Genomic DNA, 21,340 nt, shown 5'->3' with positions numbered 1-21,340 from the left:
TCGACTTAATCGCCATCATCCATCACGGGAGCTTTGATCGCTTCCGGCTTCACCCACCCAACCGCTTCGCCCTCTCAGCCATCCGTACCACCTGCGCGCTTGCCGTTGCCGCGGTGCTCCGCACGGCGGCGGGGGTCTGGACAGCCCCTCGTCCGATCACTTCGCCTGTCGTGAGCGCACCGATCCGCGCCCTGCCCTTCACGCCGTCGGGATTGAAGATCCCCCGCATGATCCCGGCCGAGCCAGAGACCACAGCGGGTGCGGCCGCCACCATCAAGTTGCCCGAGATCCCCCGCACAATCAGAGGCGTTGCAGCCACAAATCCCTTGGCGAGGAAGACCATCACGAAGAATGGCACCAGCGATCCGATGTTGGTTGTCGAGTTAGGATCGCCAAGCTGTGCCAGAAGCGAGTTCGCCATGCCGACGACGGTCGAAAACATGGCGGCGATGACGATGGGGTAGAAAGCATAGCTGACCGTCGTCGAGACCCACCTATGGAAGAAATCCTTGGTCGCGTCGAAGAGCGACAGAGCGATCATGATCGGAGCGAGGCCAAGCATGAGTGTCAGCATCATTTTGGCGAAGATGAGTACGATGCCGGTCATGAAGCCGAGAAGGCTGAGGAGTACCAGGCCAATGCCGCCGAGGATCGCTCCGGTCATCCAGTTGAGGTTGTTGCCGATAGCGTTAAGGTATTGGCTGAACTCTGTAATCAGTCGGTCGAATTCGGCTGCGAAATAGGTAGCGCCCGCCCCGCCGCCCCCGACTGATGAAATCAGTGCGCCCGCCACATAGTCGAGCCCGCCGATGATGGCATTCGCGACCGCGTTGAAGTTGGCCCAGTTGAAGGCGAAGAGCCCTATCAACATCAGCTTGAACAGGTACCAAAAGAAGCTGGCTCCATCCATGCTGCGGAATTGGAAGGCCATATTAATGCAGACGCCGATCAGCGAAAGAGTGGCCATCAGCAGGACGATCGCGCCGACATTGCTTGCCACAGCCCCGAACTGGGCTTCGGCCGCATCGGCGAGGAAGCCGTCGGCGGTTCCAACCATCCAGCTGACGATGCCCATTACCAGTTGCCTTGCGCTTCGCAGATATCCTGGACGGCGCGGGCGATCTGGTTCTGTTCGTTGCGGAGGGCCAATTGGGCTTGAGTGTGCTCCGCTTGGGTGTTGCTCGCGAACTGTTCCTCGTACTCGGTCGAAGCGGCATCCCAAGACGGGAAGCGCACATCACAGCCGCAATCGCCACTTTCGTTGATCGTCTCCCATGACCGCAACTCGTAGAGACGCATCAACGTCAGCGCCTTGTAGGCTTTCCGCGGGTCGATTTCGTCCATCCAGGTCGGTCGCGCCGGACGATCGTTGCAGATCCGGTACTGTTGAGGCGACATATCGACCGTGAAATCGTTTGAGACCTGAGGCGACGTCTGCGCCACAAGGGGGCCCGCCAAGGCGGCAAGAATGAGTGCGAGAATTGGTTTTCGCATCTGGGGAGGTCCTTTTTTACTCAGCGGCAACGGAGGGGCTCTTGTTGCCTCTGCCGTCGACCGTGTCGAGGTTCAAATCTGTGGTATGACCCGGCAGGAAGAACTCGGTGATTCCGCGCGCGCCTTCATGGCGGCCTGCCTGAATGATCACGTCGATCGAGCCCTCAATATAATCGATCATGTCGGCATAGGTCATCGGCACATCGGTTTTCAGGGCGGCGATGGCGAGGCGGCGAACAGCAAGTTGTGGGGTCTCGGCATGGAGCGTAGTCAGCGATCCACCGTGGCCGGTGTTGATTGCCTCGAGAAACGTCATCGCCTCGCGCCCGCGGACTTCGCCTAGGACGATCCGGTCAGGTCGCATGCGAAGCGTTGAGGCCAAGAGCACATCGGCACTGCGGGTATCCGTGTCCCGGTCCGCGATCAACGTCACGGCATTGGGCTGCTCGGGGCGCAGCTCGGCCGCCTCCTCGATGGTGATGATCCGCTCTTCGGGCGGGATCAGCGAAAGGATCTTGCGCGCCGCGACCGTCTTGCCGGTAGATGTACCGCCCGAAACGATCATGTTGAGCTTGTTCTCGACGCAAAACCGCAGCGCGGCGTCGATGTCGCCGGACCTCACCACATCGCGCAGCGCGGCGTTCCGTTCCAGGCGCAGACCCTCAAGGCTGCGTTCCTTGCCGAAAAGGAATCCGAGTTTGACCTTCTCAAGCGGCAGGGAGGAGAAGAACCTAAGAGAAATCGAGAAACCGCCCTCGACTGCCGGCGGCTGGATCACCTGCGCGCGGATCGGGCGATCACGATATAGGATCGAGACCGAGACGATAGGCTTCTTGGTGCTGAGCGTGGTCGAGGCGGCGGAGGCGATCTGGTTGCCGAGGTCCTTGATCTCGGTCTGGCTCAGCGGGCTGCCGAGACCTCGCATGAAGTGGTCGCCCTGGAATTCGCCCCAGACTTGTCCGTCGGGATTGATACAGATCTCGATCGTGTCGTCGCGCAGGACCTCGGGGCCGAAACGGTCGAGCGACGCTTCCAGATAACTTGCAGCCATGTCAGAAAATCTCGAGGTCACGATCAACCATGACCGTGATCCGTGTACCCTGGTCGACATGTATCACTGGCCGGATCGCCAGATAGTCCTGCATCACGCTTTGCGTGCTATCGCGCAGGTCGGTGCCGACATCACTCGCAACATCGGCCGCCGCCTCGCTGTCGATTTGACCCGCTGCAGCCGCAGGCAGAGCGCCGATCAAGGAGATCAGCGCGGCGGAGCCGAAGCGTTGCGCGAAACGGGTGTCGACAAACCCGGTGGTGCCAGTACGGCCGAGTTCGTCTCCACCGAAGGCGCTGATCTGCACAGTCTGATTGTCGGGCAAGATGATCCGGTCCCATGCCACCATGACGCGCGATTGGGCGAGTGCGACATCGGAGCGGTAGCGCCCGATCAGCCGCGCGCCGCGCGGGATCAGGATACGGGTTCCATCGAACGAATGGACGTCTTCCGAGACGATGGCGCGGATCGCGCCGGGCAGTGTGCTGTCGAGAGCCGTCTCTGTGACAGCCTGAATCATGGTGCCCTGAACAACCGTGTTCGATGGGTTCGCGATCACTTCGGCACGTGTCACCTGCGCAGGTTGTGCGCCCGAACGAACAAAGGCTTCATCTGCATTCAAACGTGCGGCTTCCAGCGTGTTCTCCCTATCCGCACCCGCGCCCATCCCGGAGAATGCGATCATAGGAGACGCGATACGCTCTGCGCGGGCCTCAGCTTCAGCAGCGCGCCGCCTTTCGAGTTCGGCCAGCCGCAATTCTTCTTCACTTGGTCCCAATGAGGTCGGCTCTGGTGGTGCAAGCCGTGCAAGTTCCAAGTCCATGCGGAGCTGATCCAATTCGCGGTCCCGCTCGGTCAGCTGCCGCTCGAGGGCACGCTGAGCCTCGGCGGATGCTTCCTGTAAGGTGGCAATTTGCGCCGTCAGGTCCGCAATAGCCTGCTCCGCCCCGCTATCCGCGGCCTCGGCCGGTCTTGCGCGCAGGTCCTCGAGTTCCGCTCTCAATGTCGCAAGACTTTCCATCAGCGCGAGTTCAGACTCGCTCGGACCTGTGTCCGCAGGCGGGGCTTGGCTGGGCTCCGGGGTAGAAATCGGCGCCAGATCTCCGAATCCGGGGCCGCTGCTCTGGAACTCCTCCGGCGCGGCGGTCGCCATTGGTGCTTCTGCCGACGGCTGTAGGGCAGCCCACGCCAGACCACCTGCTGCGGCGATGCCGACGACTCCAAGGATCGCGGCAAGCGGTGCAGGCCGCTTGTTTGCCTTCGCTTTGCCTGTCGAACCTTCGAGAGCCGCGAGGCGCGCGGCGAGGTCTTCCGTACCTTCGGTCATGATGTGGCCTGTCCTGCGTCCTGGACGCAAATCACCTCTTCGCCAAGGCGAAGGACCCATTGCCGGTTGACGCCGGACACGCGGATGACGCCGTCACTCAAGGCTTGGCTGTTCACCGCGCGTTCCCTTCCGTTCGAATATCGGAAGATGGCGGGCACCGGCGCGTTCCGTGCAAACCGGAAATACGTGAAGGTACCATCATCCCAGATAGCCGTCGGCGTGAACTCTTCTCGGGAACTGACCGCATAGTTCGCATTCGGCGCATCGGCCGCAACCGCCCTGGTGGGTTGCACGCGGTTTTCAGGGTAGCGGAACTGCACGACATAGTGCGGCGTCTCCCGGGCTTCGACGACATGGAAGTAGTAGGAGCGGCGGTTGGTGTAGACGGTGATGTTGGTGGCGACGCCAGATGCTGTCGGCTTGATGGCGAAGGCACGGCCACCCGGGACACCGTCGAATTGAAACCCGACCGTATCGCCGGCGATGATCGAGCGGATGGTTTCACCCTCACCGAATTCGACTGTGGTGACGCGGGTCAGAGTCGTGACGACACGGTAAACCTGGCCTTCAGTCCAGGTCGCGACGCGCACGCGATTGTCATGAGAACCTGGACGGGGCGTAGTTTCGGCCAAAGCAGTCGTTCCCGCGAACGCGAGAATACTGGCGGCCAGCAGCGCAGAGATTGGAGTGCGAGTCATTCGGAACGGTCCGATCGGATGGCATATTGGGTAACGGTGAAACCGAAAGGGTTTTGCCAAACATCGTCGATCGCTCGGGTCCGCTCGGGCCGGAATTCGAACATCAACGTGGCAGTGAACGATCCATCCTGTACCCCCTGAGGGCTGGTCAGGCGCTTTCTGAGCCGCACCTGGGCGCGGTTATCGCCAATAAGGGTGATCGATGCGATCTCAACGGCCATCTCGGCCGCAGCCCCGTAACGCGTCGGCGGATAGCTGTCCTGCCCCGATGTCCACATCGCGCGCATGCTGGCCTCGGCCGATCCGGAAGACTGTGCCAGGACACGGCGGACACGAAGATCGTTGTCGAGCTGGTTGTAGGTTTCGCGGTCGAAAATGTAGCGGTAGATTTGCGCTTCGATCACGGCAGGCCGTTCGGCGAGCGACACGGTTTCAACCGTGGCATTGGGGAGCGCCATCCCGGTCGCGGGATCGTAGGGCACAACCACGGGAGGCGGCGTCTCGACCATCAGCGCGACAGCCGCAGCCGTCAAACAGCCGAATACGCCAAAGCCTGCCCCGGAAATGCCGATCATCCGCCAAAGCTGTTCCCGGCGCAGGGCACCGTAGACAAGTTCCTCTTCCACGAGCTCGCGCGCAGTCATCACCCCTGCCCCACTCATGGCTCAAGATCCGGCAAGGTGAAGTCCATGTAGCGGCGTTCTTCGGCAACCGTGGCGGCGTCGACCACGCCTGCATTGCCTGCGCCTAGGGTTTGGATCGCTTCCAGCTCCCACATCCGGGTCATGGCGATGGCGAGTTCCGCCGTGACGCGTGTGTTATGATCCATCGAGGCTTTGAGATCCTCCATGTCGGGGATCATCTCGACCAGACGTTCCACCCGTTCGAGAGACTGTTCCGCCTCTGCGTGGCTGTTCTGCGCCGCCGCCGACATCACAGCACCTGTGGTGGCCCGCGTGGCCACGCCTTCGGCGCCCGGATTGCCGCTGGTGGCGATCTCGCGGAGTGAATCCTCGTCGAACCCGGCGCTTGCCAGCGCCTGTTCCATCTGCGTGCGCATGGGCCCGGCATTGGGCCCGATGAGCGCGCTCCAATCGCCCGCCTGGATGCCTCGGATCAGGCCGGGGATGTCTTCGAAGTTGGCCTCAAGCAAGGTATCGAGGTCCCCGCCCATGGCAAGTCCGAGGATGCTGCGCGGCCCGGTGAGCGAGGCATACATCTCGTTCAGCTGATCGAGTTGGCTTTGCAGCATGTCCAGTTGCTCCAACGCATTGTCCAGAAGATCGGTCTGGATCCCGAAATCCTGCAGCATCTGCTGAAGCTGGCGGATTTCCTGGGCAATGTTCTGAGTGTCCACCGTGGGCACACCCTGTGCCGCGACAGGTCCGGTAACATTGAGGGCAAGCGCGAGAGCGATGCTACCGGCGAAAAGGGAACGGGGCAGGCGCAGGTTCAACGCAAATCCTCCTGACTAAAATCCATGTATTGCCGCTCGGCAGCTTGCGCTGCCGCCAAGGCGATCTGCTCGGCGCTGAGTGGCTCGGTTCGGGCGGCCTTGATCCGGGTCCGGATTGCGACCAGCCGGGCCAGTTCGGCCCGGGCATAGGTGTTGAGCGCGATGGCCTCGTGGAGATCCTCGGTCTCACCAATGCGGGTGATGATGTCCTGAACCCGCAGGGCGGCGGCACGGACCGAGACCAGCGAATAGTCGCCATAGACCCCTGCGCCGTGGGCCGAGAGGCTGAAACTCGCGTTGGCGAGGAGCACAGGATCGATGGTGCCGAGCGCATCGATGCCGCCCACGGCCGCGAGGTAGCTGTTGTACTGCTGCGGGATCACCACGACATAGTGCTGGGTTTCCGCGAAAGGCGGCACACCGCCATAATCCTGCACATTGCCAGGACCGGCGTTATAGGCGGCGAGCGCATGGATAATGTTGCCATCGAACATGTTCAGCATTTGTGCGAGGTATCGCGCACCGCCGGTGACCTGCAGATAGGGATCGTCGTAATAGGCCGGGTAGATCCCGAGATCGCCCGCGGTACCGGGCATGATCTGGGTAAGTCCGAAGGCCCCTACGGGTGAGCGTGCCCCGATCTGGAAGCGGCTCTCCTGCCAAATCAGCGCCTGCAAGAGACAGCGCCATTGCACGAGCGAAAGACCTGCGCGGCCGACCCCGGACAGACTATGGGTGTCGCGTGCTGCGCGGATGATCAGCTCCTCGATCCCCTCCCTGGCATCGCCGAACATCCGCGCTGCCGCTGGATTGGTGTCCTCGGGCGCATAAAGACTGGCGGCCGCGCTTTCGACGTCGTCTACCGCCCCCTGCCCCGCCTCGAGCCCCGCCACGGTTCCGGCCACGTCTCCAGCGCCAAGCGACATGGCATCCATCAGCCCTTCGAGGGAGGCGAGTTGCTGGCGCTCGATTTCGGCCAGTTCCTCCTCGCGGCTTAGCCGGACCTGCTGCAGTGCCAGGTCCCGATCGGTCTGCTCAAGGATGGCCTGCCGCTCTGCGAAGAGGCGCAGATCGAAGGTCGGCACGCCTTGGGCGACCGCTGGCCCTGCCGTGGGACCTGCCAGTGCAAAGCCGATCATCGAGAGAGGTAGCCAGGTCCGCATTGGCTCAGCCGCCCGCCCCCAAGAGGACGAAATCGCAAGGACTGTCGCGGCGCGTGACCTCCGCCCCCATGGTCGAGATCGTGGCGGTGGCGGTTCCTGCCTGCGCAGGAGCCTCGCGAAAATTGAAGCAGTTGGCTTGCGGGGGGTTATGCTGCGCACAGGCTGTCAGGGTCAGGCCGAGCCCGAGCAGCACTACGCTGCGAATGATGGTACGGGTCATGTCACTCTCCAGAAATCAGGACGTTCGCGATAATCGGCGCCGACAAGCGCTTCGCCCTTCTCCATTCCGCCAAGGATGGTCACGAGCGGGCCGAGCGCGCTGAGATCGGCATCGATCACGACGGAACCACGGTCGTCGCGTACAAGCGCGAGCCGCGAGGCCGAGCCGACGCCCAGAAGCACGTCGAGCTCTTTCTCGGTCAGGCCGAGCATCGCGTAGTCAGCGGCGGAAGCACGAATGTTGGGCAAGAGCACCTGCGTCGGCACCGCTTCCACGATGGTCTTGCCGGTGCGCGTGCGCTCGAGCTGGCTGGCATATTGCGTCATCATCACGACGACGGCGTTCTGCTTGCGGGCGGTCACCAGCCAGTTGCTGAGGCGCTCCGCAAAGTAGGCGTTGTCGAGGGCTTTCCATGCCTCGTCGATGACGATGATGGTGGGCTTGCGGTCCTCGATCACCCGCTCGACCCGGCGGAAGAGGTAGGACAGGACCGCCATGCGTTCCCGCTCGCTCTCGGAATCGAGGATGCCGGTGAGGTCAAAGCCCGCGACGTCTCCATCGATGCTGAAACTGTCCTCGGCATTGGCCCCGAAGATCCAGCCGTAGCGACCCTCGGCCGTCCATTCCTGCATACGCTCGAAGAGATCGCCCTCGTCATCGGTCGAGACCAGCAGCGAGGCGAAATCCGACCAGTTTCGTAGGCCCGCATGTCCTGCGCTCGCGTTCTGGCGCACGACTTCCTGCAATCGGTTGGTCTGAACCGGGGTTAGCGGTCGATCGCGCCGCTCCAAGAGGCTCGCGAGCCAATCAGCAAGCCATGCCTGGCCCCGCATGTCGATCTCGGTCTGGAGCGGATTGAGGCCCGTGGGGCGCCCCGCCCGCACGGTCGAATAGCTGCCGCCGAGCGCGCGGACGGCCATCTCCATGCCCGCGCGATAGTCGAATACGAAGACCCGCGCACCTGCCCGCCGTGCCATGGTCATCAGGAAAGCCGCCAGGACGGATTTGCCGGAGCCGGGACGGCCGAGGATCAGCGTGTGGCCTCCCGTGGGCTCGCGATCCGGCGCGCCCTGTTCGTGGAAGTTGAAGCGAAAACCACTGCGCTCGGGTGTCGGAAAGAGCGTGATCGGCACGCCCCAGGGGACTTCCCGACCTGTCTTTCCGAGCGGGGTGCGGTGAAAGGTGGCGAGATCGGTGAAGTTGTGGTTCGTGATTGCGGCCTTGCGGCTGCGCGCCCCTGTGTTCCCGGGATGCTGCGCCATGAAATGCGCCCGCGCCCCGAAAGCTTCCGAGATCAGGTTGATCCCGGAAGTGGCGGAGATGTTGCGGATTTCGGCCGCGATGTCGTCAAGCGCCGTCTGGGTGCGGGCATAGACGGCCACGGTCATGTGGTGCTCGCCGAAGATCAGGCGTTTGGATTCCAGATCGTCCTGCGCGAGTTCCAGTTCCTGGGCGAGACTGACGGCTCCGTCATTGGCGGCCTGCATTAGCCGCAGCTGCCGCTTGATCCGGCCCGCCATGATGTTGGCGTTGATCGGCACAAAAGAGTGCGTGACCACCATGTCGACGGGCAGATTCAACTCGTCGAGCATCAGGCTATCGGTCTTGGCCGGGTAGTTCTTCACCGCAAAGATCGCCCCGAGCTTGTCGCCGACGGCACCGTCCGAGAGTGCGATGGTCGTGCCGCGGAAGGTGACGCGCGTATTGGCTACGTCCTCGGCGATCACACCGAGGCGCGACCGGGGGAAAAGCGGGGACTCCTCGCCCGTGTTGAGTGAACCGAGGAAGCCCAGAAGCTCGCCGGTGCTTGCGGCCAGCGGGCGGGGCTTCAGCTCATCGAAGGAGGACAGCAGAAACCCCACAACCTCGTCGAGCTTGCGCAAGCGGCGGGTGGTGTCGGCCGCATGTCGCGAGCGAGACGCCCCCAGACCGAAGGGCAGACGGCTGCTCGCCTCGGGGCGCTTCAGCACGGTCAGAGTCAGCGTCTTGTCGCGCAAACTCGCGCGGCCGAGATGCGCGTGCCATCGTTTGTCGACGGCGGCCGCAAACCCTTCGCCCGGAACGGGCGGCAGGGTCACGTCGACCGCTTTCGAGACCTTGTGCAAGTAGAATGAGAACTCGGTCCCGACCTGCGCCACGATGCCAGCCAGCAACCCTCCGATCCGGTCGAGATGCCCGTCCTCGCTCGTGGTGCTGTTCACCCCCTCGAGCCGGATGCATTGCATCAGCTCGTTGCCGCGTGTCCGGATCGTTCGGTCGTTCACGAGGCTCACATAAGGCAGCATCATTGAGAGCCGCTTCTCGCCCTTGACCCATGCGGGTAGCGCGGTCAGCGGATCGATGGCGTTCTCAATCTCATCGGCAATTCCATCACGGGGCATAGCTGTCGCCTCCATGCAGCTTGCGGTTCGTCGTGGGCGGGGTTTCCTGCAGGGTGATCACCAGGACATCGAGGAAGTTCGGATCCCAGTCCGCGGCCTTCCAGAGCGCCGGCCAGGCCAGCCCCGCGAAAACAGCCACCACCCAGCTCTGCACCCAGAGGAACAGAAGCGTCGAGCCGAAGAGCCAGACCATGGCGTACATGATCGGCAAGCCCATCAGCTTGGGTGGCCTGAGAAGGCCGATGAACACGCGGGACTGGTCAGCCATGGCCAAGAACTCCGGGATTGCTCAGGTGGTCCAGATGGCGGCGACGATGGTGGGTGCTGCGGCGATGCCCGCGATTGCAACCACGACCCAAAGCGCCTGACGAAAGTCGAGGATGCCAAAGAGCCAGGAAAGAAACACACCGATCAGTGCGAGCGTGCCAATCACGATGCCCAAGGGACCGGTGATCGCATCGACAATGCCTTGAAGCAGGGTCTGTACCGGCGAGAGGTCGATGCTTTGCGCAAGCGCTGGACCCGCCAGCACGATAAGGGCCGTCGCGCCGAGCGCGACGATCGCCCGCGTGCGGAGCACGCTTTGACGTTTCCTCGATGTCATGAAAGATCTCCTCTGAGCCGCTCAAACACGGCAGTCACACGGGCCACATGCCCTTGGGTTTCGCGAAAAGGGGGGATGCCGCCGTGGCGTGTGACCGCCTCAGGGCCAGCGTTGTACGCCGCAAGGGCCAGAGAGCCCTCGCCGAACTGGTCGAGCATCATCAGCAGATAGCGGGCTGATCCGTCGAGGTTCTGCGCAATGTCATGTGGGTCCACGCCGAGGTCGCGGGCGGTATCCGGCATAAGCTGGCCAAGGCCTATAGCCCCGACAGGGCTACGTGCTGCGGGATTGTATGCGCTCTCGACTTCGATATTGGCCCGGTAAAGGAGCGCCCAATCAGTGACGGAAAGTCCTGCGCGACGCAGCGCACCATGCCCGGCATATCGTAGAGCCGTGGTCTCGATCGCATGGAGGATTTCTGGGGTGGCGCGGGCGGCAGATGGAGCCGGGATCGCTGTCTCGATAGTGGCGTCGGGAACGCGAGGTTCTGCGAAGAGAAAAAGGCGCCCGTTTGCCTCTTGAGAAGAGGAAATCAATTGGCCGTCTGGGCCAACCGAGAAGATGAAACCGTCGGCCAGGGCCGGGGGCGCGGAACAAACGCCTGTACCCAAAGCAACGACGAGCGCGGTCGCGCGGTCAGCTGCCTTTGACCGGAGGCGCGGCGTGGCGCTCGCGGCCACCTTCTTCAAGTGGGATGCTCGCCGTCGTACAGCCCATGTCGGCCAGGAAACTGACAAGGCCAACGATGGTTTTGAAGTCGCGGAGCTTGAGGACGCTTCGGCTGGTGACGAGCATTTTATCGTCACGCCCATCAGTGGCGACGGCGCGGATGACCCACGAGCCGTACCAGCTGTTATGGCGCTTCTCTGCTCTCTCCTTGCAGACCACCTCAATGAGGTAGCCCTCGGCGAGCAAGCCGCGCAGTCCGTCTTCTGTAACCACATTCGGGGCTTCTTCAATCATGGCCTTCCCTTGGGTCCTTGTTCTGCCTGGGTGCAGTATCAGGCCCACGGGGTCGCAACACCGTGAGCGATACAAAACAACATTAATGATAGCAAGACAATAATAACGTGTTGACGAAGTTCGCCTTGCTCCGATAACGGTGATAGCCGACAGAATGATAATCTTAAAGGCGGCAAAGGAGTTTTGCCCTGCGGCTGTTTATTGCGCGCAACGCACCGTTGCTGTTCGCGTTCCTGCTTGGAAGCATGCCGATAGCCGCGGCAGCAGATTGCGTACCTCCCGAACGACCGTTCTTGCCTCAGTCGCAAGACGACATGCGTGCCTACGCCGATCTGATCAGAAGCGATTTCGAGACCTACATTGCCGATGTGCAGGACTACTTTCGTTGTCTCGACGCCGAGCGCGCTCGCGCCTTTGTTGAGGCGAGGGAGGTCAGTGATGACTACGCCAGGTTCCTGAATGCTCTCGAGTAAGCGACTACGGGTTTGTGCCGCCAGTAGAAATCAACCGTTAGACCAACGCTCCGTCAGTCTCTAACGCAATGATGTTTTTCAAGCGGGCGATCATGTCGTCACCGCTTGCGACATCTACGCTCGCACATTCATTGATCGATTAGGATTTCAGCAGTTTTTTCAAACTTCTACGAAGAATGTATGAAAAATTTGCCCACACGTTTTGGTGACTTGCCGACATTTTGTTTCAGCAATACAGCTTCAAAAATGATGTACAGGATTCGGGCCGTTTTTGGGATACTCCAGATTGCCTCCATATTGGTGGCAGTGACCCTGATGCCGTCCAATGCATCAGCCATGGTTTCGTGCTCTGTTGAACAAGTCGCTCAGGAGTCTTCAAACGAGCGCCACCATCATGAAACGGACATTCCGGCTGCAGATATCGACCATGGAGCAGACCACTGTGCGTCACATATCTGCGTGGTCGGTGACTTCGTAGGTGCCGAAAGTTGCACAAAGCAGTCCGCTAATGTTTCCCTCCGGTCCTGGGATATTGCGTCCCTAGTCCGTTCGGCCACACCCGAAGGTTTGCGGCGCCCTCCTCGCGCCTGATGCACCTGTAGCCGCAGTTTGACTGCGACCATCTGCATCTGACATTTCGAGGAAATCTAAGTGAAAATTCTGCTTGCGGCATCCTTGCCGCTGTTCGGGGCCGCCTGCTCGGCGCTTCCTGAACTTGAAACCGTGCCAGCGCTTACGGCGGCGGTTACATCGCCTGTGGTCGCGTCTGCGCAACCCGGGCCTGTTGTTGCTTACGCGGGCTACTCGGTCGGAGAACCGGCCGAATGGCGGATGCTGAATGATGAACAACGGGAGGGTGGCGAATGAAACTGCCTCTTCTCATGGGGTCCATGTTGCTGGTGTCCGCCTGCGCCAGTCCTGCCGTTCTTGAGCGTGCAAAACCAGATCGCGCGGGCTTTGGCAGTGTCGAGACGGGTGCACGCCAGGCTCTAGGGGCCACACCGATCTGGAACCTGTCTGCCGCGGACCTTGAGGAAACGCGCAAGAGGGTTCACGCCATGGTGCATGGTAAGACCGTCAGCGCCGACACCGCAGTGCAGGTTGCCCTGATAAGCAGTCCCGCACTTCAAGCCAGCTTCGCTGAGCTAGGTCTGTCCTCAACTGACTTATGGGAAGTGGCTATGGGGCCGGTGCCCTCGATCGGTGTGTCAATCTCCGGGTTGGCTGGCGATGTCACTCGCACACTTGAGGCAACATTAATCAACTCCCTGCTCGACGTGGCAACATCCGCACCGCGGACCCAACTTGCGGAGATTCGCTTCAGACAATCCGAACTTGCTGCGCTCGCCGACACGATAGACTTGGCCGTTGAAACCCGCCGGGCCTGGATTGAGGCGGTTGGCGCTTTCGAAGCCGCTGCACTGATCGCTCAAACTCAGGGCACTGCCGAGGCAGCGTCCGAACTTGCTGTGCAACTGGGCCGTACCGGCGCGATGAGCAAGGCCGATCAAGCAAGGGAGCATGCCTTTACTGCTGAGCTTGCCGCCGAACGTGCAGCCGCCCAATTGGAGGCGCAATTGGCCAAAGAAAAACTGCTTCGGCTGATGGGGCTTTGGGGTAGCGACACCACTGTATTCGTGCCGGACTCGCTGCCCGCCTTGCCTGGTGGCCCGCGCGTTGCAGGAAATATCGAACAGCTGGCACTGGCAAACCGCGTAGACCTGGCATCTGGAAAGCTGGAACTCGAGGCGCTCGCGCTGGACTACCGTCTGACCGGGCAAACCCGTATGGTCTCGGACGTCCAGTTGGTGGCTGGTTTCGACCTGGAACGTGCAGCCGGAGAAACCGAGGCCAATCCAGCGCTTGCTCTAGATTTCGAGATCCCGCTCTACGACACCGGTCCGCTGGTGTCGAAGCGTGGCCGCATGGCCTATCTGCAGGCAGCGAACAGGCTGGCCCAGCAGGCCGTCGATGCGCGTTCGGACGCACGCATGGCCTATAGGGCCATCACCGGTCGCCATAGCATCGCGCGGCATTGGCGCGACTCTGTTTTGCCTCTGCGACGCCAGATCGATGACGAAGCGCTGCTGTCCTACAACGGCATGCTGACCTCGACCTTTGAATTGATCGCTGATGCCCAGGAGGGGCTCGCTTCGCGCCTCTCTGCCGCAGAAGCGAAACGTGACTACTGGCTTGCCGAAACAGACGCGACCGCGGCGATTTGGGGCGGGGCAATTACTCTGACCGGAGGTAGCGAAGAATGATGAACCGTCGTCAATTACTGGGCGCGGGATTGACCGCGAGCGCTGGAGCTGTGCTGGCGAACGCCGGGGCCGCGCAAACACGCTTTCGCGATCTGCCCGAGGCCGCCTTTACCGACAGCCCCTATACACAAGTTCCCCCAAGGCCTTCGGATCGGTTCGACTACAACCCCGTTGTAACACTGAACGGATGGTCTTTGCCGTATCGCATGAACGGAGATGTAAAGGAGTTCCACCTCGTTGCAGAGCCTGTTGAAAGGATTATGGCGGACGGGATGATTGCGCGGCTCTGGGGCTACAATGGCCAATCCACCGGACCCACAATCGAAGCGGTCGAAGGCGAGCGGGTGCGTATTTACGTAACCAACCGTCTTCCGGAACATACCAGCGTGCATTGGCACGGACTGATCCTGCCATCGGGAATGGATGGAGTTGGTGGTTTGTCGCATCCCGGCATCCCGCCGGGTAAGACCTTCGTCTACGAGTTCGACCTCATCAAGTCCGGCACCTTCATGTACCACCCGCATGCGGACGAGATGGTACAGATGGCCATGGGCATGATGGGGCTCTTCATCGTGCATCCGCGCGACCCGGCGTTCATGCCGGTGGACCGGGATTTCGCGTTCCTCCTTGCGGCCTATGACATCGACCCGGGGACCTACATCCCGCGCGTGGCCGAGATGACCAATTTCAACATGTGGACCTGGAACAGCCGGATCTTCCCGGACATCGATCCTCTGGTGGTCAACAAGGGGGACCGTGTCCGTGTGCGTTGTGGCAACCTGACGATGACCAACCACCCAATTCACATGCATGGCTATGACTTTCAGGTCACCTGTACTGACGGAGGCTGGGTGCCGGAAAGTGCCCGTTGGCCCGAGGTCTCGATCGACATTCCTGTAGGCGCCATGCGCGCCTACGAGTTCGACGCGATTCACGAAGGTGACTGGGCGATCCACTGCCACAAGTCGCACCACACCATGAATGCTATGGGCCACGACATCCCTACATTTATTGGCGCCGACAAGTCCCGCCTGACCCAAATGATCCGCCGCCAGCAGCCTGGCTACATGCCGATGGGCACGGCGGGTATGGCGGATATGGGCGAGATGTCGATGGAGATCCCCGAGAACACCGTGCCGATGATGACCGGATGGGGGCCGCATGGCCCATTGGAAATGGGTGGCATGTTTAGCGTGGTGAAGGTTCGCGAGGGCATCGACCGCGACGATTACAGCGATCCTGGCTGGTACGACAACCCGCCCGGAACACAGGCCTACGAATGGACGGGCGAGCTGCCCGAACATGCATACAACACCAGTCCGAAAACCGTGATCACGCCGCGCGGCGGCGTGCGGCAGGGCTGATGCCAGAGCACAGGAGAAACACGCTCATGAAAACTGCACTTTTGACATTGGGGCTGGCCCTGATTCCCGCCCTCGCAATTGCGGACGCCGGGCACGGCAACGGTCAAATGGCCATCGGCATGCCTGCGATGCATGGCCATGAACCCACGCGAACCATCGATGTGATAATGCGTGAGGACTACGACAAGGACGCACCGTTCGTCTTCGAACCCTCCTCGGAAATGACTTTTTCTGAGGGTGAAACCGTGCGCCTGCGCATCACGAACATGGGTGAGGAAACCCACGAGTTCGTGATGGATTCGATGGCACAAAACGCTGAACACAAAGAGCTGATGGCCAAGTTCCCTGAGATGGAACATGACGACCCTAACGCTGTGCGCCTTGAACCAGGTGAAGAGGCGGAGATCCTTTGGACTTTCAACAAGGCCGGCAACTTCGAATTCGCCTGCCTGCTGCCCGGCCACTATGAAGGCGGCATGCACGGCGCCCTTACTGTCAACTGATCTCAAATCAAAGGAAACCAATCATGACCAAATTTTTGACGCTCGCCGCTGCCCTTCTGATGACCGCTGGAACTGCAATTGCTGCTAGCGATAGTGCCATGTCCTCGGGCACGGTGACCAAGATCGATGCCAAGTGGAACAAGATTACTGTCGACCATGGCCCGCTGGAAAACCTCGACATGCCAGCAATGAAAATGGTCTTCGTTCTCGCCGATCCCGCGATGCTGGAAGGGCTGAGTGAAGGCGCACAGATCAACTTCGTTGCCGACCGTGTGAATGGCAAGCTGACTATTACAGAGCTGGTGCAGTAACTACAGGTCGCGCGCCCTGTCTCGCAGGGCGCGCGATTTCATTCGTCGTCGGAGATCATGAGAAAGTTGCGTCGTCTACGACAGAAAGATCCGCAAGAATTGGACAATCCGGTCGGTGATCGCCAGCACACTGGTGCACGAGAGACGAAAGAGTTTCTTTCATCGACATGAGTTTAGAGATCTTTTCATCAATCTGGCGCAGGTGCTCCTCTGCGACGGCCTTTACCTGCGCACTTTCTCGATTGTCATCGTTATAGAGCGCCAAAAGCGTACGGCAGTCTTCGATTGTAAATCCCAAGGCTCGCGCTCGTCCGATGAATGCCAGCTTATGAAAATCGATCTCTCTGAAGCTTCGATACCCGTTTGCAGCGCGCAAAGGTGTTACTAGACCGATATCCTCATAGTAGCGAATGGTCTTGGCCGGCACTCCTGACCGCTCGGCAACATCACCAATGTTCATTTCTGCCTCCTCTCACTCGGCCGGGACGGGGGCGAAGTCCTCCACCCGCCCAGACTCTTGGCGCTCGTCCATCGCCGGTCTTACGCGCCGCAGCCGCAAGGCGTTCGTCAAGACAAAGACCGAGCTAAGTGCCATCGCACCGGCAGCGACGACCGGTGACAGCAGCACGGCGAAACTCGGATAAAGCGCTCCGGCGGCCAAGGGTATCAAAGCCACATTGTAACCAAAGGCCCAACCAAGGTTCTGTTTGATGTTTCGCATGGTGTGTCGCGAGATCTCGAAAGCGTTCACAACGCCGCGAAGATCACCGGACATCAATACGACATCTGCGCTTTCGATCGCCACATCCGTGCCAGTGCCGATGGCGATGCCAACATCCGCGTGGGCGAGCGCGGGTGCATCGTTGATGCCATCGCCAACAAAGGCCAATGTGCCCTGCTGGCGCAGATTTTCCAGTGCCGCCACCTTGCCGTCGGGCAAGACCCCCGCGATCACGTGGTCGATACCAGTCTCTTCGGCAATTGCTTCTGCCGTTTCGCGTTTGTCGCCGGTAATCATTGCCACCTTCAAACCCAGACTGTGCAGTGCGGCAATCGCGGCTCGGCTCGAGGGTTTGACCGGATCGGCGACGCCAATCGCAGCCACCGCCTTGCCATTGATTGCGGCGAAGAGTGCGGTGCGACCTTGCCGTGCGAGCATAGTTTCAGCCTCTGCGAGTTCACCAAGATCGATCCCTTCGCGCTGCATCATTCGGTCAGCTCCGACAACAACCTCGGCCCCGTCAACGATGGCGCGCACGCCATACCCTGTAATCGAAGTAAACGCGCTCGGTTCCGACAGTCTGATGTTTTCCGCCTGCGCGCCGCGCACGATAGCTTCGGCGATCGGGTGTTCTGATCTGGCTTCGACCGATGCGACTGCCGCAAGAACGGTGCAGCGCTCGGCTCCTTCCGCCAGCACAAGGTCGGTCAGCGCGGGACGTCCGGCGGTGACGGTGCCGGTCTTGTCCAGAGCGACAACCTTGACGTCCCCCAATGCTTGCAGAGCATCCCCCTTGCGGAACAACACGCCCATTTCAGCAGCGCGACCGGTCCCGACCATGATCGACGTCGGCGTCGCCAGTCCCATCGCGCAGGGACAAGCAATGATGAGAACTGAGACACCCGCGACCAGCGCATAGGTGAGGGCGGGATCAGGGCCGAATATTAGCCAGACAAGGATCGTCAAGGCGGCGAGGGTCATCACAGCGGGGACGAACCAAAGCGTGATCCGATCCACCAACCCTTGAATGGGGAGCTTGGCGCCCTGCGCATCTTCGACCATGCGGATGATTTGGGACAACGTGGTATCCGCACCAACACGCGTTGCTTTATAGGTCAGACTGCCCGCGCCATTGACCGTACCGCCCGTGACAGGATCACCAGCCGACTTGCCGACCGGCACGGGTTCCCCGGTGATCATGCTTTCATCGACATGGCTTTCGCCGTCCACAACCTCACCGTCCACGGCGAGTCGTTCTCCGGGGCGCACAACAATCAGATCTCCGGTGCGCAAGGCATCGATCTCGACCTCGACCGCATCGCCGTCACGCAAAATACGCGCCGTACGAGCCTGTAGGCCGAGCAGCTTCTCGATTGCAGCCCCTGTTCGCCCTTTCGCTCGCGCTTCGAGCCAGCGCCCGATCAGGATCAGGACCACGATGACCGCGGCGGCCTCGAAGTAGACAGCGCGGACGGCCTCGGGCATCAGCGACGGGAAGAACGTTGCGACAACTGAATAAAGATAAGCTGCGCCTGTGCCGACGGCGACCAGACTGTTCATGTCTGGAGCACCTTTCAGCAAGGCCGGAAACCCTTTCAGATAGAACTGTCGGCCGGGCCCAATGAGCACAGCCGTTGTGAGGATGAACTGGATCAACCAGCTGGCCTGCTGTCCTATGGTATTGTTGATCGCCATATGCACGGCCGGGATCAGGTGCCCGCCCATTTCCATCAGGAAAACCGGCAAAGCGAGTGCTGCGGCCAGTGCCACCCGGCGTGCCAACCCGCGCGCTTCCTCTTCTTTTCGCGAAGTGCGATCCTGTGTTGCCGTGGCCTCGGCCACGCTGGCTGGATATCCGGCTTGCTCGGATGCACGGATGAGGGCCACAGGGTCGGTCATGCCCTCAAGATATGTGATGCGCGCATTTTCCGCCGCAAGATTAACGTTGACCTCCAACACGCCGGGAACCAAGGCAAGTGCCTTGTCGACGCGCCCGACACAAGAAGCACATGACATGGACGCGATGTTCAGCGTCACGGATGCCGTTCGCGCTGGATACCCGAGATCTTTCAGGGCTTGGACCGCATCTTGCAGGTGGGGCGAACCATCCACGCTGAAACGCGCCGTCTCGTTCGCGAGGTTCACCGAGACATCGGATATTCCCCTCAACGCGGCTAGGCCCCGATCCACGCGCCCTACGCATGAGGCGCAAGACATTCCTTCAATCGAGAGCGTCACTTTGGATTGATCTGTCATTTCAGTCTCCTGGAATCCCATTTGACACCCCAAATAGGAGTTCCAGTGACTGGAAGGTCAATACCCAATTTGAACTTTCCTGGCTTCGCTTTAAAAATCTACGGAGACCCTTGACCTTCCCCCCACTGGAAGCCCCATCTGCACTGAACAAGCTGTCACAGAGGAGACATCGACATGAAATTCAACGTTCCCGACATGAGTTGTGGTCATTGCACCAGTACGATCGAAAAGGCGATCAAGGCAGCTGACGCAAATGCGAGCGTATCTTGCGACATTCCGGCCCGCACGGTTTCTGTTGAAGGTGCACTGTCAACAGAACGGCTGACGGCCCTGCTTCGTGAAGCTGGGTACGAAAATACCGTGACTGCCTAATCTATGGGTCATCGCACCCGTCGTGACGGGTGCGATGACCTAGCGATTTCTAGCGACGGATTTGCCTGGTTTTCTGAGGTTCCGCAGATCATGAGCGCGAAGGCAACAGGATGAGAGCACTGCCTAAGAGGCAAAGAAGAATGCCTGCAATGTCCCAGCGGTCCGGTCGGCTCCCCTCCACTAGCCACATCCAGATCATGGACGCCGCTATGTAGACGCCCCCGTAAGCTGCATATGCCCGACCGGCCATTTCGCTTTCTGCGCGCGTCAAAAGCCATGCGAAGAGTGCCAAACTTACCAGACCTGGCCCGACCAAAAGTGGCGAACGATCGAGCCGCAACCATGCCCAGAAAGCAAAACATCCGGCGATCTCGGCAAAGGCAGCAATAAGATACCAAAGGTAAGTCATCTTCTCGCCGCCTCTTTCAGTGGTAGGCCGTGCCTAGGTCTTTTGGTATGTAGGGGCTCCGGCTCATTCGCCTGCATCATTGCTCATCGGGCGTGATGTCAGAACCCACCGCAGAGTGCTAGTTTGCCGACGCCCGCACGTTGTCGACCAGTTCCGTGAGCTTATCGCTCTCCACGAAGCCTGGAACCAGATTGTCGCCGATCACAAATGAAGGCGTGCCACTGAAGCCGAGCGACTGCGTCAACCGCATCGAGGTCGCGATGTGCTCTTCAATTTCGGGGCGCTCCATGTCGGTTTGAAGGCGTTCGATGTCGAGACCAACTTCTTGTGCTATCCTGAGAACGCTTGCCTCTTCCGCCCGGCCGTTCATACCCATTAGGGCCCAGTGGAATGCCTCATACTTGCCTTGCAGCCGCGATGCGAGTGCAGCTTTGGTTGCAAACACTGACCCGTCCCCGAGAATTGGCCATTCGCGATAGACCAGACGCACATCAGGATCGGCCTCCAACAGAGCCTGAACTTCCGGCATAGCGCGTCGACAATATGGGCAGTTGTAATCGAAAAATTCGATAACGGTCACATCCCCATCGGGATTGCCGAGAACCGGTGCATTCGGGTCTTGCTCGAGCAATTGTCGCTGATCGCGCAAGACGGTTGCCTGCGCTTGTGCCTGGGCTTCGGCGTCCTGACGTTGAAGTATTTCGACTGCTTCCATGATGATTTGCGGATTCTCGCGGATAGCCTCATATACAAGTTCCTTGACCCGCGCTTCGTCCAGGTCTGCGGCCTGCACTGCCATTGGAAGTAAGGCAAATGACGATACGAGCATCAAATTTCTGAAAATCATGTCCATTATCCCTCTTGTTCTGCTGCTGTGCGTGCGGCCTGAGCATTGCGCTCTCGCTCTGGCCAGGTCGACTTAATGAAGCCGAGAATGTTCCAAATTTCCTGATCTGTGAGTTTGCCGGCGAAGCCCGGCATGCCACTATCGAAATCTGAGCCCTGTTGTCGCATCAGTTCCGCCCCCCCGAGCTTGGTGTAGGAGAACAAAATCTGGTCACTATGGTGCCAGGTATGACCGTTGCGATCATGCGGCGGCGCGGGCAGGCGGCCATCTGAACCAGGGCTTCGCCAGTCTGGTTGCCCTTCGAGATTGGCGCCATGGCAGGACGCACAGTTTTCAGAATAGAGAGCTTGCCCCAGTTCGATATTGACTGAGCTGCTGCCGGTTTCGTGGACACCGAGATAAGGTGTTAATGAAACTGGAGAATCTACATGACAAGAAGGATGTTCAGCCGCGAGTTCAAACA

General features: G+C 60.4%; 26 protein-coding genes. 7 read left to right on the top strand and 19 right to left on the bottom strand.

The genetic code is table 11. The annotated features are described in order from the left end of the window. Positions 1–49: 49 nt before the first annotated feature. Genes C8N42_RS17740 through C8N42_RS17675 form a run of 14 tightly spaced genes read right to left on the bottom strand, consistent with a single transcriptional unit; the run spans position 50 to position 11,357 of the window. Positions 50–1,075: a TrbL/VirB6 family protein gene (locus C8N42_RS17740; protein WP_107817831.1), complete on the bottom strand. Its 1,026-nt coding sequence runs from the start codon at positions 1,073–1,075 to the stop codon at positions 50–52. Next, positions 1,075–1,494, bottom strand: coding sequence for a hypothetical protein (locus C8N42_RS17735; protein WP_107817830.1), 420 nt, complete (start codon positions 1,492–1,494; stop codon positions 1,075–1,077). Before C8N42_RS17735 ends, C8N42_RS17740 begins: the two co-directional genes overlap by 1 nt. Before the next feature lie 16 nt (positions 1,495–1,510). Further along, positions 1,511–2,545, bottom strand: a complete 1,035-nt coding sequence (locus C8N42_RS17730; protein ID WP_107817829.1) for an ATPase, T2SS/T4P/T4SS family — start codon at positions 2,543–2,545, stop codon at positions 1,511–1,513. A 1-nt stretch (position 2,546) separates the two neighbouring features. Then, positions 2,547–3,872 (bottom strand): TraB/TrbI/VirB10 family type IV secretion system protein, encoded by a 1,326-nt coding sequence (locus C8N42_RS17725; protein WP_043872330.1) that lies wholly within the window; start codon positions 3,870–3,872, stop codon positions 2,547–2,549. Next, the gene (locus C8N42_RS17720; protein ID WP_170109357.1) at positions 3,869–4,570 is read right to left on the bottom strand and encodes a TrbG/VirB9 family P-type conjugative transfer protein; all 702 of its coding nucleotides are present in this window, start codon (positions 4,568–4,570) and stop codon (positions 3,869–3,871) included. The genes C8N42_RS17725 and C8N42_RS17720 overlap by 4 nt, the downstream gene beginning before the upstream one ends. Continuing rightward, entirely contained in the window at positions 4,567–5,214 is a 648-nt protein-coding gene (locus C8N42_RS17715) for a VirB8 family type IV secretion system protein (RefSeq protein WP_043872331.1), read from the bottom strand. The genes C8N42_RS17720 and C8N42_RS17715 overlap by 4 nt, the downstream gene beginning before the upstream one ends. 14 nt (positions 5,215–5,228) lie before the next feature. Then, complete coding sequence (locus C8N42_RS17710; protein WP_028095516.1) at positions 5,229–6,026, bottom strand: type IV secretion system protein; 798 nt, start codon at positions 6,024–6,026, stop codon at positions 5,229–5,231. Continuing rightward, entirely contained in the window at positions 6,023–7,189 is a 1,167-nt protein-coding gene (locus tag C8N42_RS17705) for a lytic transglycosylase domain-containing protein (RefSeq protein ID WP_043872332.1), read from the bottom strand. The genes C8N42_RS17710 and C8N42_RS17705 overlap by 4 nt, the downstream gene beginning before the upstream one ends. Positions 7,190–7,193: 4 nt before the next feature. After that, positions 7,194–7,409, bottom strand: coding sequence for a hypothetical protein (locus C8N42_RS17700; protein WP_043872333.1), 216 nt, complete (start codon positions 7,407–7,409; stop codon positions 7,194–7,196). Next, complete coding sequence (locus tag C8N42_RS17695; RefSeq protein WP_043872334.1) at positions 7,406–9,790, bottom strand: VirB4 family type IV secretion/conjugal transfer ATPase; 2,385 nt, start codon at positions 9,788–9,790, stop codon at positions 7,406–7,408. Before C8N42_RS17695 ends, C8N42_RS17700 begins: the two co-directional genes overlap by 4 nt. Beyond that, positions 9,780–10,058, bottom strand: coding sequence for a VirB3 family type IV secretion system protein (locus tag C8N42_RS17690; protein WP_009574151.1), 279 nt, complete (start codon positions 10,056–10,058; stop codon positions 9,780–9,782). Before C8N42_RS17690 ends, C8N42_RS17695 begins: the two co-directional genes overlap by 11 nt. 21 nt (positions 10,059–10,079) lie before the next feature. Next, positions 10,080–10,394, bottom strand: a complete 315-nt coding sequence (locus C8N42_RS17685; RefSeq protein WP_043872335.1) for a TrbC/VirB2 family protein — start codon at positions 10,392–10,394, stop codon at positions 10,080–10,082. Further along, the gene (locus tag C8N42_RS17680; protein WP_107817827.1) at positions 10,391–11,074 is read right to left on the bottom strand and encodes a transglycosylase SLT domain-containing protein; all 684 of its coding nucleotides are present in this window, start codon (positions 11,072–11,074) and stop codon (positions 10,391–10,393) included. Before C8N42_RS17680 ends, C8N42_RS17685 begins: the two co-directional genes overlap by 4 nt. Beyond that, positions 11,031–11,357 carry a hypothetical protein gene (locus tag C8N42_RS17675; protein ID WP_010138156.1) on the bottom strand — a complete coding sequence of 109 codons (327 nt, stop codon included), beginning with the start codon at positions 11,355–11,357 and terminating at the stop codon, positions 11,031–11,033. The genes C8N42_RS17680 and C8N42_RS17675 overlap by 44 nt, the downstream gene beginning before the upstream one ends. A gap of 293 nt (positions 11,358–11,650) precedes the next feature. On the opposite strand from C8N42_RS17675, the gene C8N42_RS21695 reads away from it, so the two are divergent. The 6 genes from C8N42_RS21695 (at position 11,651) to C8N42_RS21960 (ending at position 16,272) form a co-directional block, all read left to right on the top strand. Continuing rightward, the gene (locus tag C8N42_RS21695) at positions 11,651–11,830 is read left to right on the top strand and encodes a hypothetical protein (RefSeq protein WP_170109356.1); all 180 of its coding nucleotides are present in this window, start codon (positions 11,651–11,653) and stop codon (positions 11,828–11,830) included. Between the two features lie 651 nt (positions 11,831–12,481). Further along, positions 12,482–12,697: a hypothetical protein gene (locus tag C8N42_RS17670; RefSeq protein ID WP_009574146.1), complete on the top strand. Its 216-nt coding sequence runs from the start codon at positions 12,482–12,484 to the stop codon at positions 12,695–12,697. Further along, on the top strand, positions 12,694–14,094 hold the full coding sequence (locus C8N42_RS17665; RefSeq protein WP_009574145.1) for a TolC family protein: 1,401 nt from the start codon (positions 12,694–12,696) through the stop codon (positions 14,092–14,094). Before C8N42_RS17670 ends, C8N42_RS17665 begins: the two co-directional genes overlap by 4 nt. Beyond that, the gene (locus C8N42_RS17660) at positions 14,091–15,458 is read left to right on the top strand and encodes a multicopper oxidase family protein (protein WP_038147513.1); all 1,368 of its coding nucleotides are present in this window, start codon (positions 14,091–14,093) and stop codon (positions 15,456–15,458) included. The genes C8N42_RS17665 and C8N42_RS17660 overlap by 4 nt, the downstream gene beginning before the upstream one ends. Positions 15,459–15,484: 26 nt before the next feature. Continuing rightward, positions 15,485–15,961 (top strand): cupredoxin domain-containing protein, encoded by a 477-nt coding sequence (locus C8N42_RS21965; protein ID WP_009574143.1) that lies wholly within the window; start codon positions 15,485–15,487, stop codon positions 15,959–15,961. A 23-nt stretch (positions 15,962–15,984) separates the two neighbouring features. Further along, positions 15,985–16,272 carry a copper-binding protein gene (locus C8N42_RS21960; protein WP_009574142.1) on the top strand — a complete coding sequence of 96 codons (288 nt, stop codon included), beginning with the start codon at positions 15,985–15,987 and terminating at the stop codon, positions 16,270–16,272. 55 nt (positions 16,273–16,327) lie between these two features. On the opposite strand, the gene cueR is transcribed toward C8N42_RS21960, so the two are convergent. Both cueR and C8N42_RS17640 read right to left on the bottom strand, forming a co-directional pair. After that, positions 16,328–16,732, bottom strand: a complete 405-nt coding sequence (cueR, locus tag C8N42_RS17645; RefSeq protein WP_038068304.1) for a Cu(I)-responsive transcriptional regulator — start codon at positions 16,730–16,732, stop codon at positions 16,328–16,330. 12 nt (positions 16,733–16,744) lie between these two features. Then, positions 16,745–19,249 carry a heavy metal translocating P-type ATPase gene (locus C8N42_RS17640; protein ID WP_040402909.1) on the bottom strand — a complete coding sequence of 835 codons (2,505 nt, stop codon included), beginning with the start codon at positions 19,247–19,249 and terminating at the stop codon, positions 16,745–16,747. Positions 19,250–19,423: 174 nt separating this feature from the next. Here C8N42_RS17640 and C8N42_RS17635 point away from each other — a divergent pair, with 174 nt between their 5' ends. Beyond that, positions 19,424–19,621, top strand: a complete 198-nt coding sequence (locus tag C8N42_RS17635) for a heavy-metal-associated domain-containing protein (RefSeq protein ID WP_009573644.1) — start codon at positions 19,424–19,426, stop codon at positions 19,619–19,621. A gap of 88 nt (positions 19,622–19,709) precedes the next feature. Here the strand turns inward: C8N42_RS17635 and C8N42_RS17630 are convergent, their stop codons facing one another. From C8N42_RS17630 to C8N42_RS17620, 3 genes are all read right to left on the bottom strand, one after another. After that, the gene (locus C8N42_RS17630; RefSeq protein ID WP_009573643.1) at positions 19,710–20,030 is read right to left on the bottom strand and encodes a YnfA family protein; all 321 of its coding nucleotides are present in this window, start codon (positions 20,028–20,030) and stop codon (positions 19,710–19,712) included. Between the two features lie 118 nt (positions 20,031–20,148). Then, positions 20,149–20,877, bottom strand: a complete 729-nt coding sequence (locus C8N42_RS17625; protein WP_040402930.1) for a DsbA family protein — start codon at positions 20,875–20,877, stop codon at positions 20,149–20,151. A 5-nt stretch (positions 20,878–20,882) separates the two neighbouring features. Then, a partial coding sequence (locus C8N42_RS17620) for a c-type cytochrome (protein WP_211309214.1) occupies positions 20,883–21,340 on the bottom strand: 458 nt, incomplete at its 5' end.

Source organism: Celeribacter persicus, assembly GCF_003050785.1.
Lineage (GTDB): Bacteria > Pseudomonadota > Alphaproteobacteria > Rhodobacterales > Rhodobacteraceae > Celeribacter > Celeribacter persicus.
Note: the sequence above shows the minus strand (reverse complement) of the source record. Positions and strands in the feature narration are given on the sequence as shown.

Bases quoted from the DNA above. Each gene is read 5' to 3' on its own strand.
- C8N42_RS17740 (WP_107817831.1), bottom strand. From the start codon at position 1,075: ATGGGCATCGTCAGCTGGATGGTTGGAACCGCCGACGGCTTCCTCGCC.
- C8N42_RS17735 (WP_107817830.1), bottom strand. From the start codon at position 1,494: ATGCGAAAACCAATTCTCGCACTCATTCTTGCCGCCTTGGCGGGCCCC.
- C8N42_RS17730 (WP_107817829.1), bottom strand. From the start codon at position 2,545: ATGGCTGCAAGTTATCTGGAAGCGTCGCTCGACCGTTTCGGCCCCGAG.
- C8N42_RS17725 (WP_043872330.1), bottom strand. From the start codon at position 3,872: ATGACCGAAGGTACGGAAGACCTCGCCGCGCGCCTCGCGGCTCTCGAA.
- C8N42_RS17720 (WP_170109357.1), bottom strand. From the start codon at position 4,570: ATGACTCGCACTCCAATCTCTGCGCTGCTGGCCGCCAGTATTCTCGCG.
- C8N42_RS17715 (WP_043872331.1), bottom strand. From the start codon at position 5,214: ATGACTGCGCGCGAGCTCGTGGAAGAGGAACTTGTCTACGGTGCCCTG.
- C8N42_RS17705 (WP_043872332.1), bottom strand. From the start codon at position 7,189: ATGCGGACCTGGCTACCTCTCTCGATGATCGGCTTTGCACTGGCAGGT.
- C8N42_RS17700 (WP_043872333.1), bottom strand. From the start codon at position 7,409: ATGACCCGTACCATCATTCGCAGCGTAGTGCTGCTCGGGCTCGGCCTG.
- C8N42_RS17695 (WP_043872334.1), bottom strand. From the start codon at position 9,790: ATGCCCCGTGATGGAATTGCCGATGAGATTGAGAACGCCATCGATCCG.
- C8N42_RS17690 (WP_009574151.1), bottom strand. From the start codon at position 10,058: ATGGCTGACCAGTCCCGCGTGTTCATCGGCCTTCTCAGGCCACCCAAG.
- C8N42_RS17685 (WP_043872335.1), bottom strand. From the start codon at position 10,394: ATGACATCGAGGAAACGTCAAAGCGTGCTCCGCACGCGGGCGATCGTC.
- C8N42_RS17675 (WP_010138156.1), bottom strand. From the start codon at position 11,357: ATGATTGAAGAAGCCCCGAATGTGGTTACAGAAGACGGACTGCGCGGC.
- C8N42_RS17665 (WP_009574145.1), top strand. From the start codon at position 12,694: ATGAAACTGCCTCTTCTCATGGGGTCCATGTTGCTGGTGTCCGCCTGC.
- C8N42_RS17660 (WP_038147513.1), top strand. From the start codon at position 14,091: ATGATGAACCGTCGTCAATTACTGGGCGCGGGATTGACCGCGAGCGCT.
- C8N42_RS21965 (WP_009574143.1), top strand. From the start codon at position 15,485: ATGAAAACTGCACTTTTGACATTGGGGCTGGCCCTGATTCCCGCCCTC.
- C8N42_RS21960 (WP_009574142.1), top strand. From the start codon at position 15,985: ATGACCAAATTTTTGACGCTCGCCGCTGCCCTTCTGATGACCGCTGGA.
- cueR (WP_038068304.1), bottom strand. From the start codon at position 16,732: ATGAACATTGGTGATGTTGCCGAGCGGTCAGGAGTGCCGGCCAAGACC.
- C8N42_RS17640 (WP_040402909.1), bottom strand. From the start codon at position 19,249: ATGACAGATCAATCCAAAGTGACGCTCTCGATTGAAGGAATGTCTTGC.
- C8N42_RS17635 (WP_009573644.1), top strand. From the start codon at position 19,424: ATGAAATTCAACGTTCCCGACATGAGTTGTGGTCATTGCACCAGTACG.
- C8N42_RS17630 (WP_009573643.1), bottom strand. From the start codon at position 20,030: ATGACTTACCTTTGGTATCTTATTGCTGCCTTTGCCGAGATCGCCGGA.
- C8N42_RS17625 (WP_040402930.1), bottom strand. From the start codon at position 20,877: ATGATTTTCAGAAATTTGATGCTCGTATCGTCATTTGCCTTACTTCCA.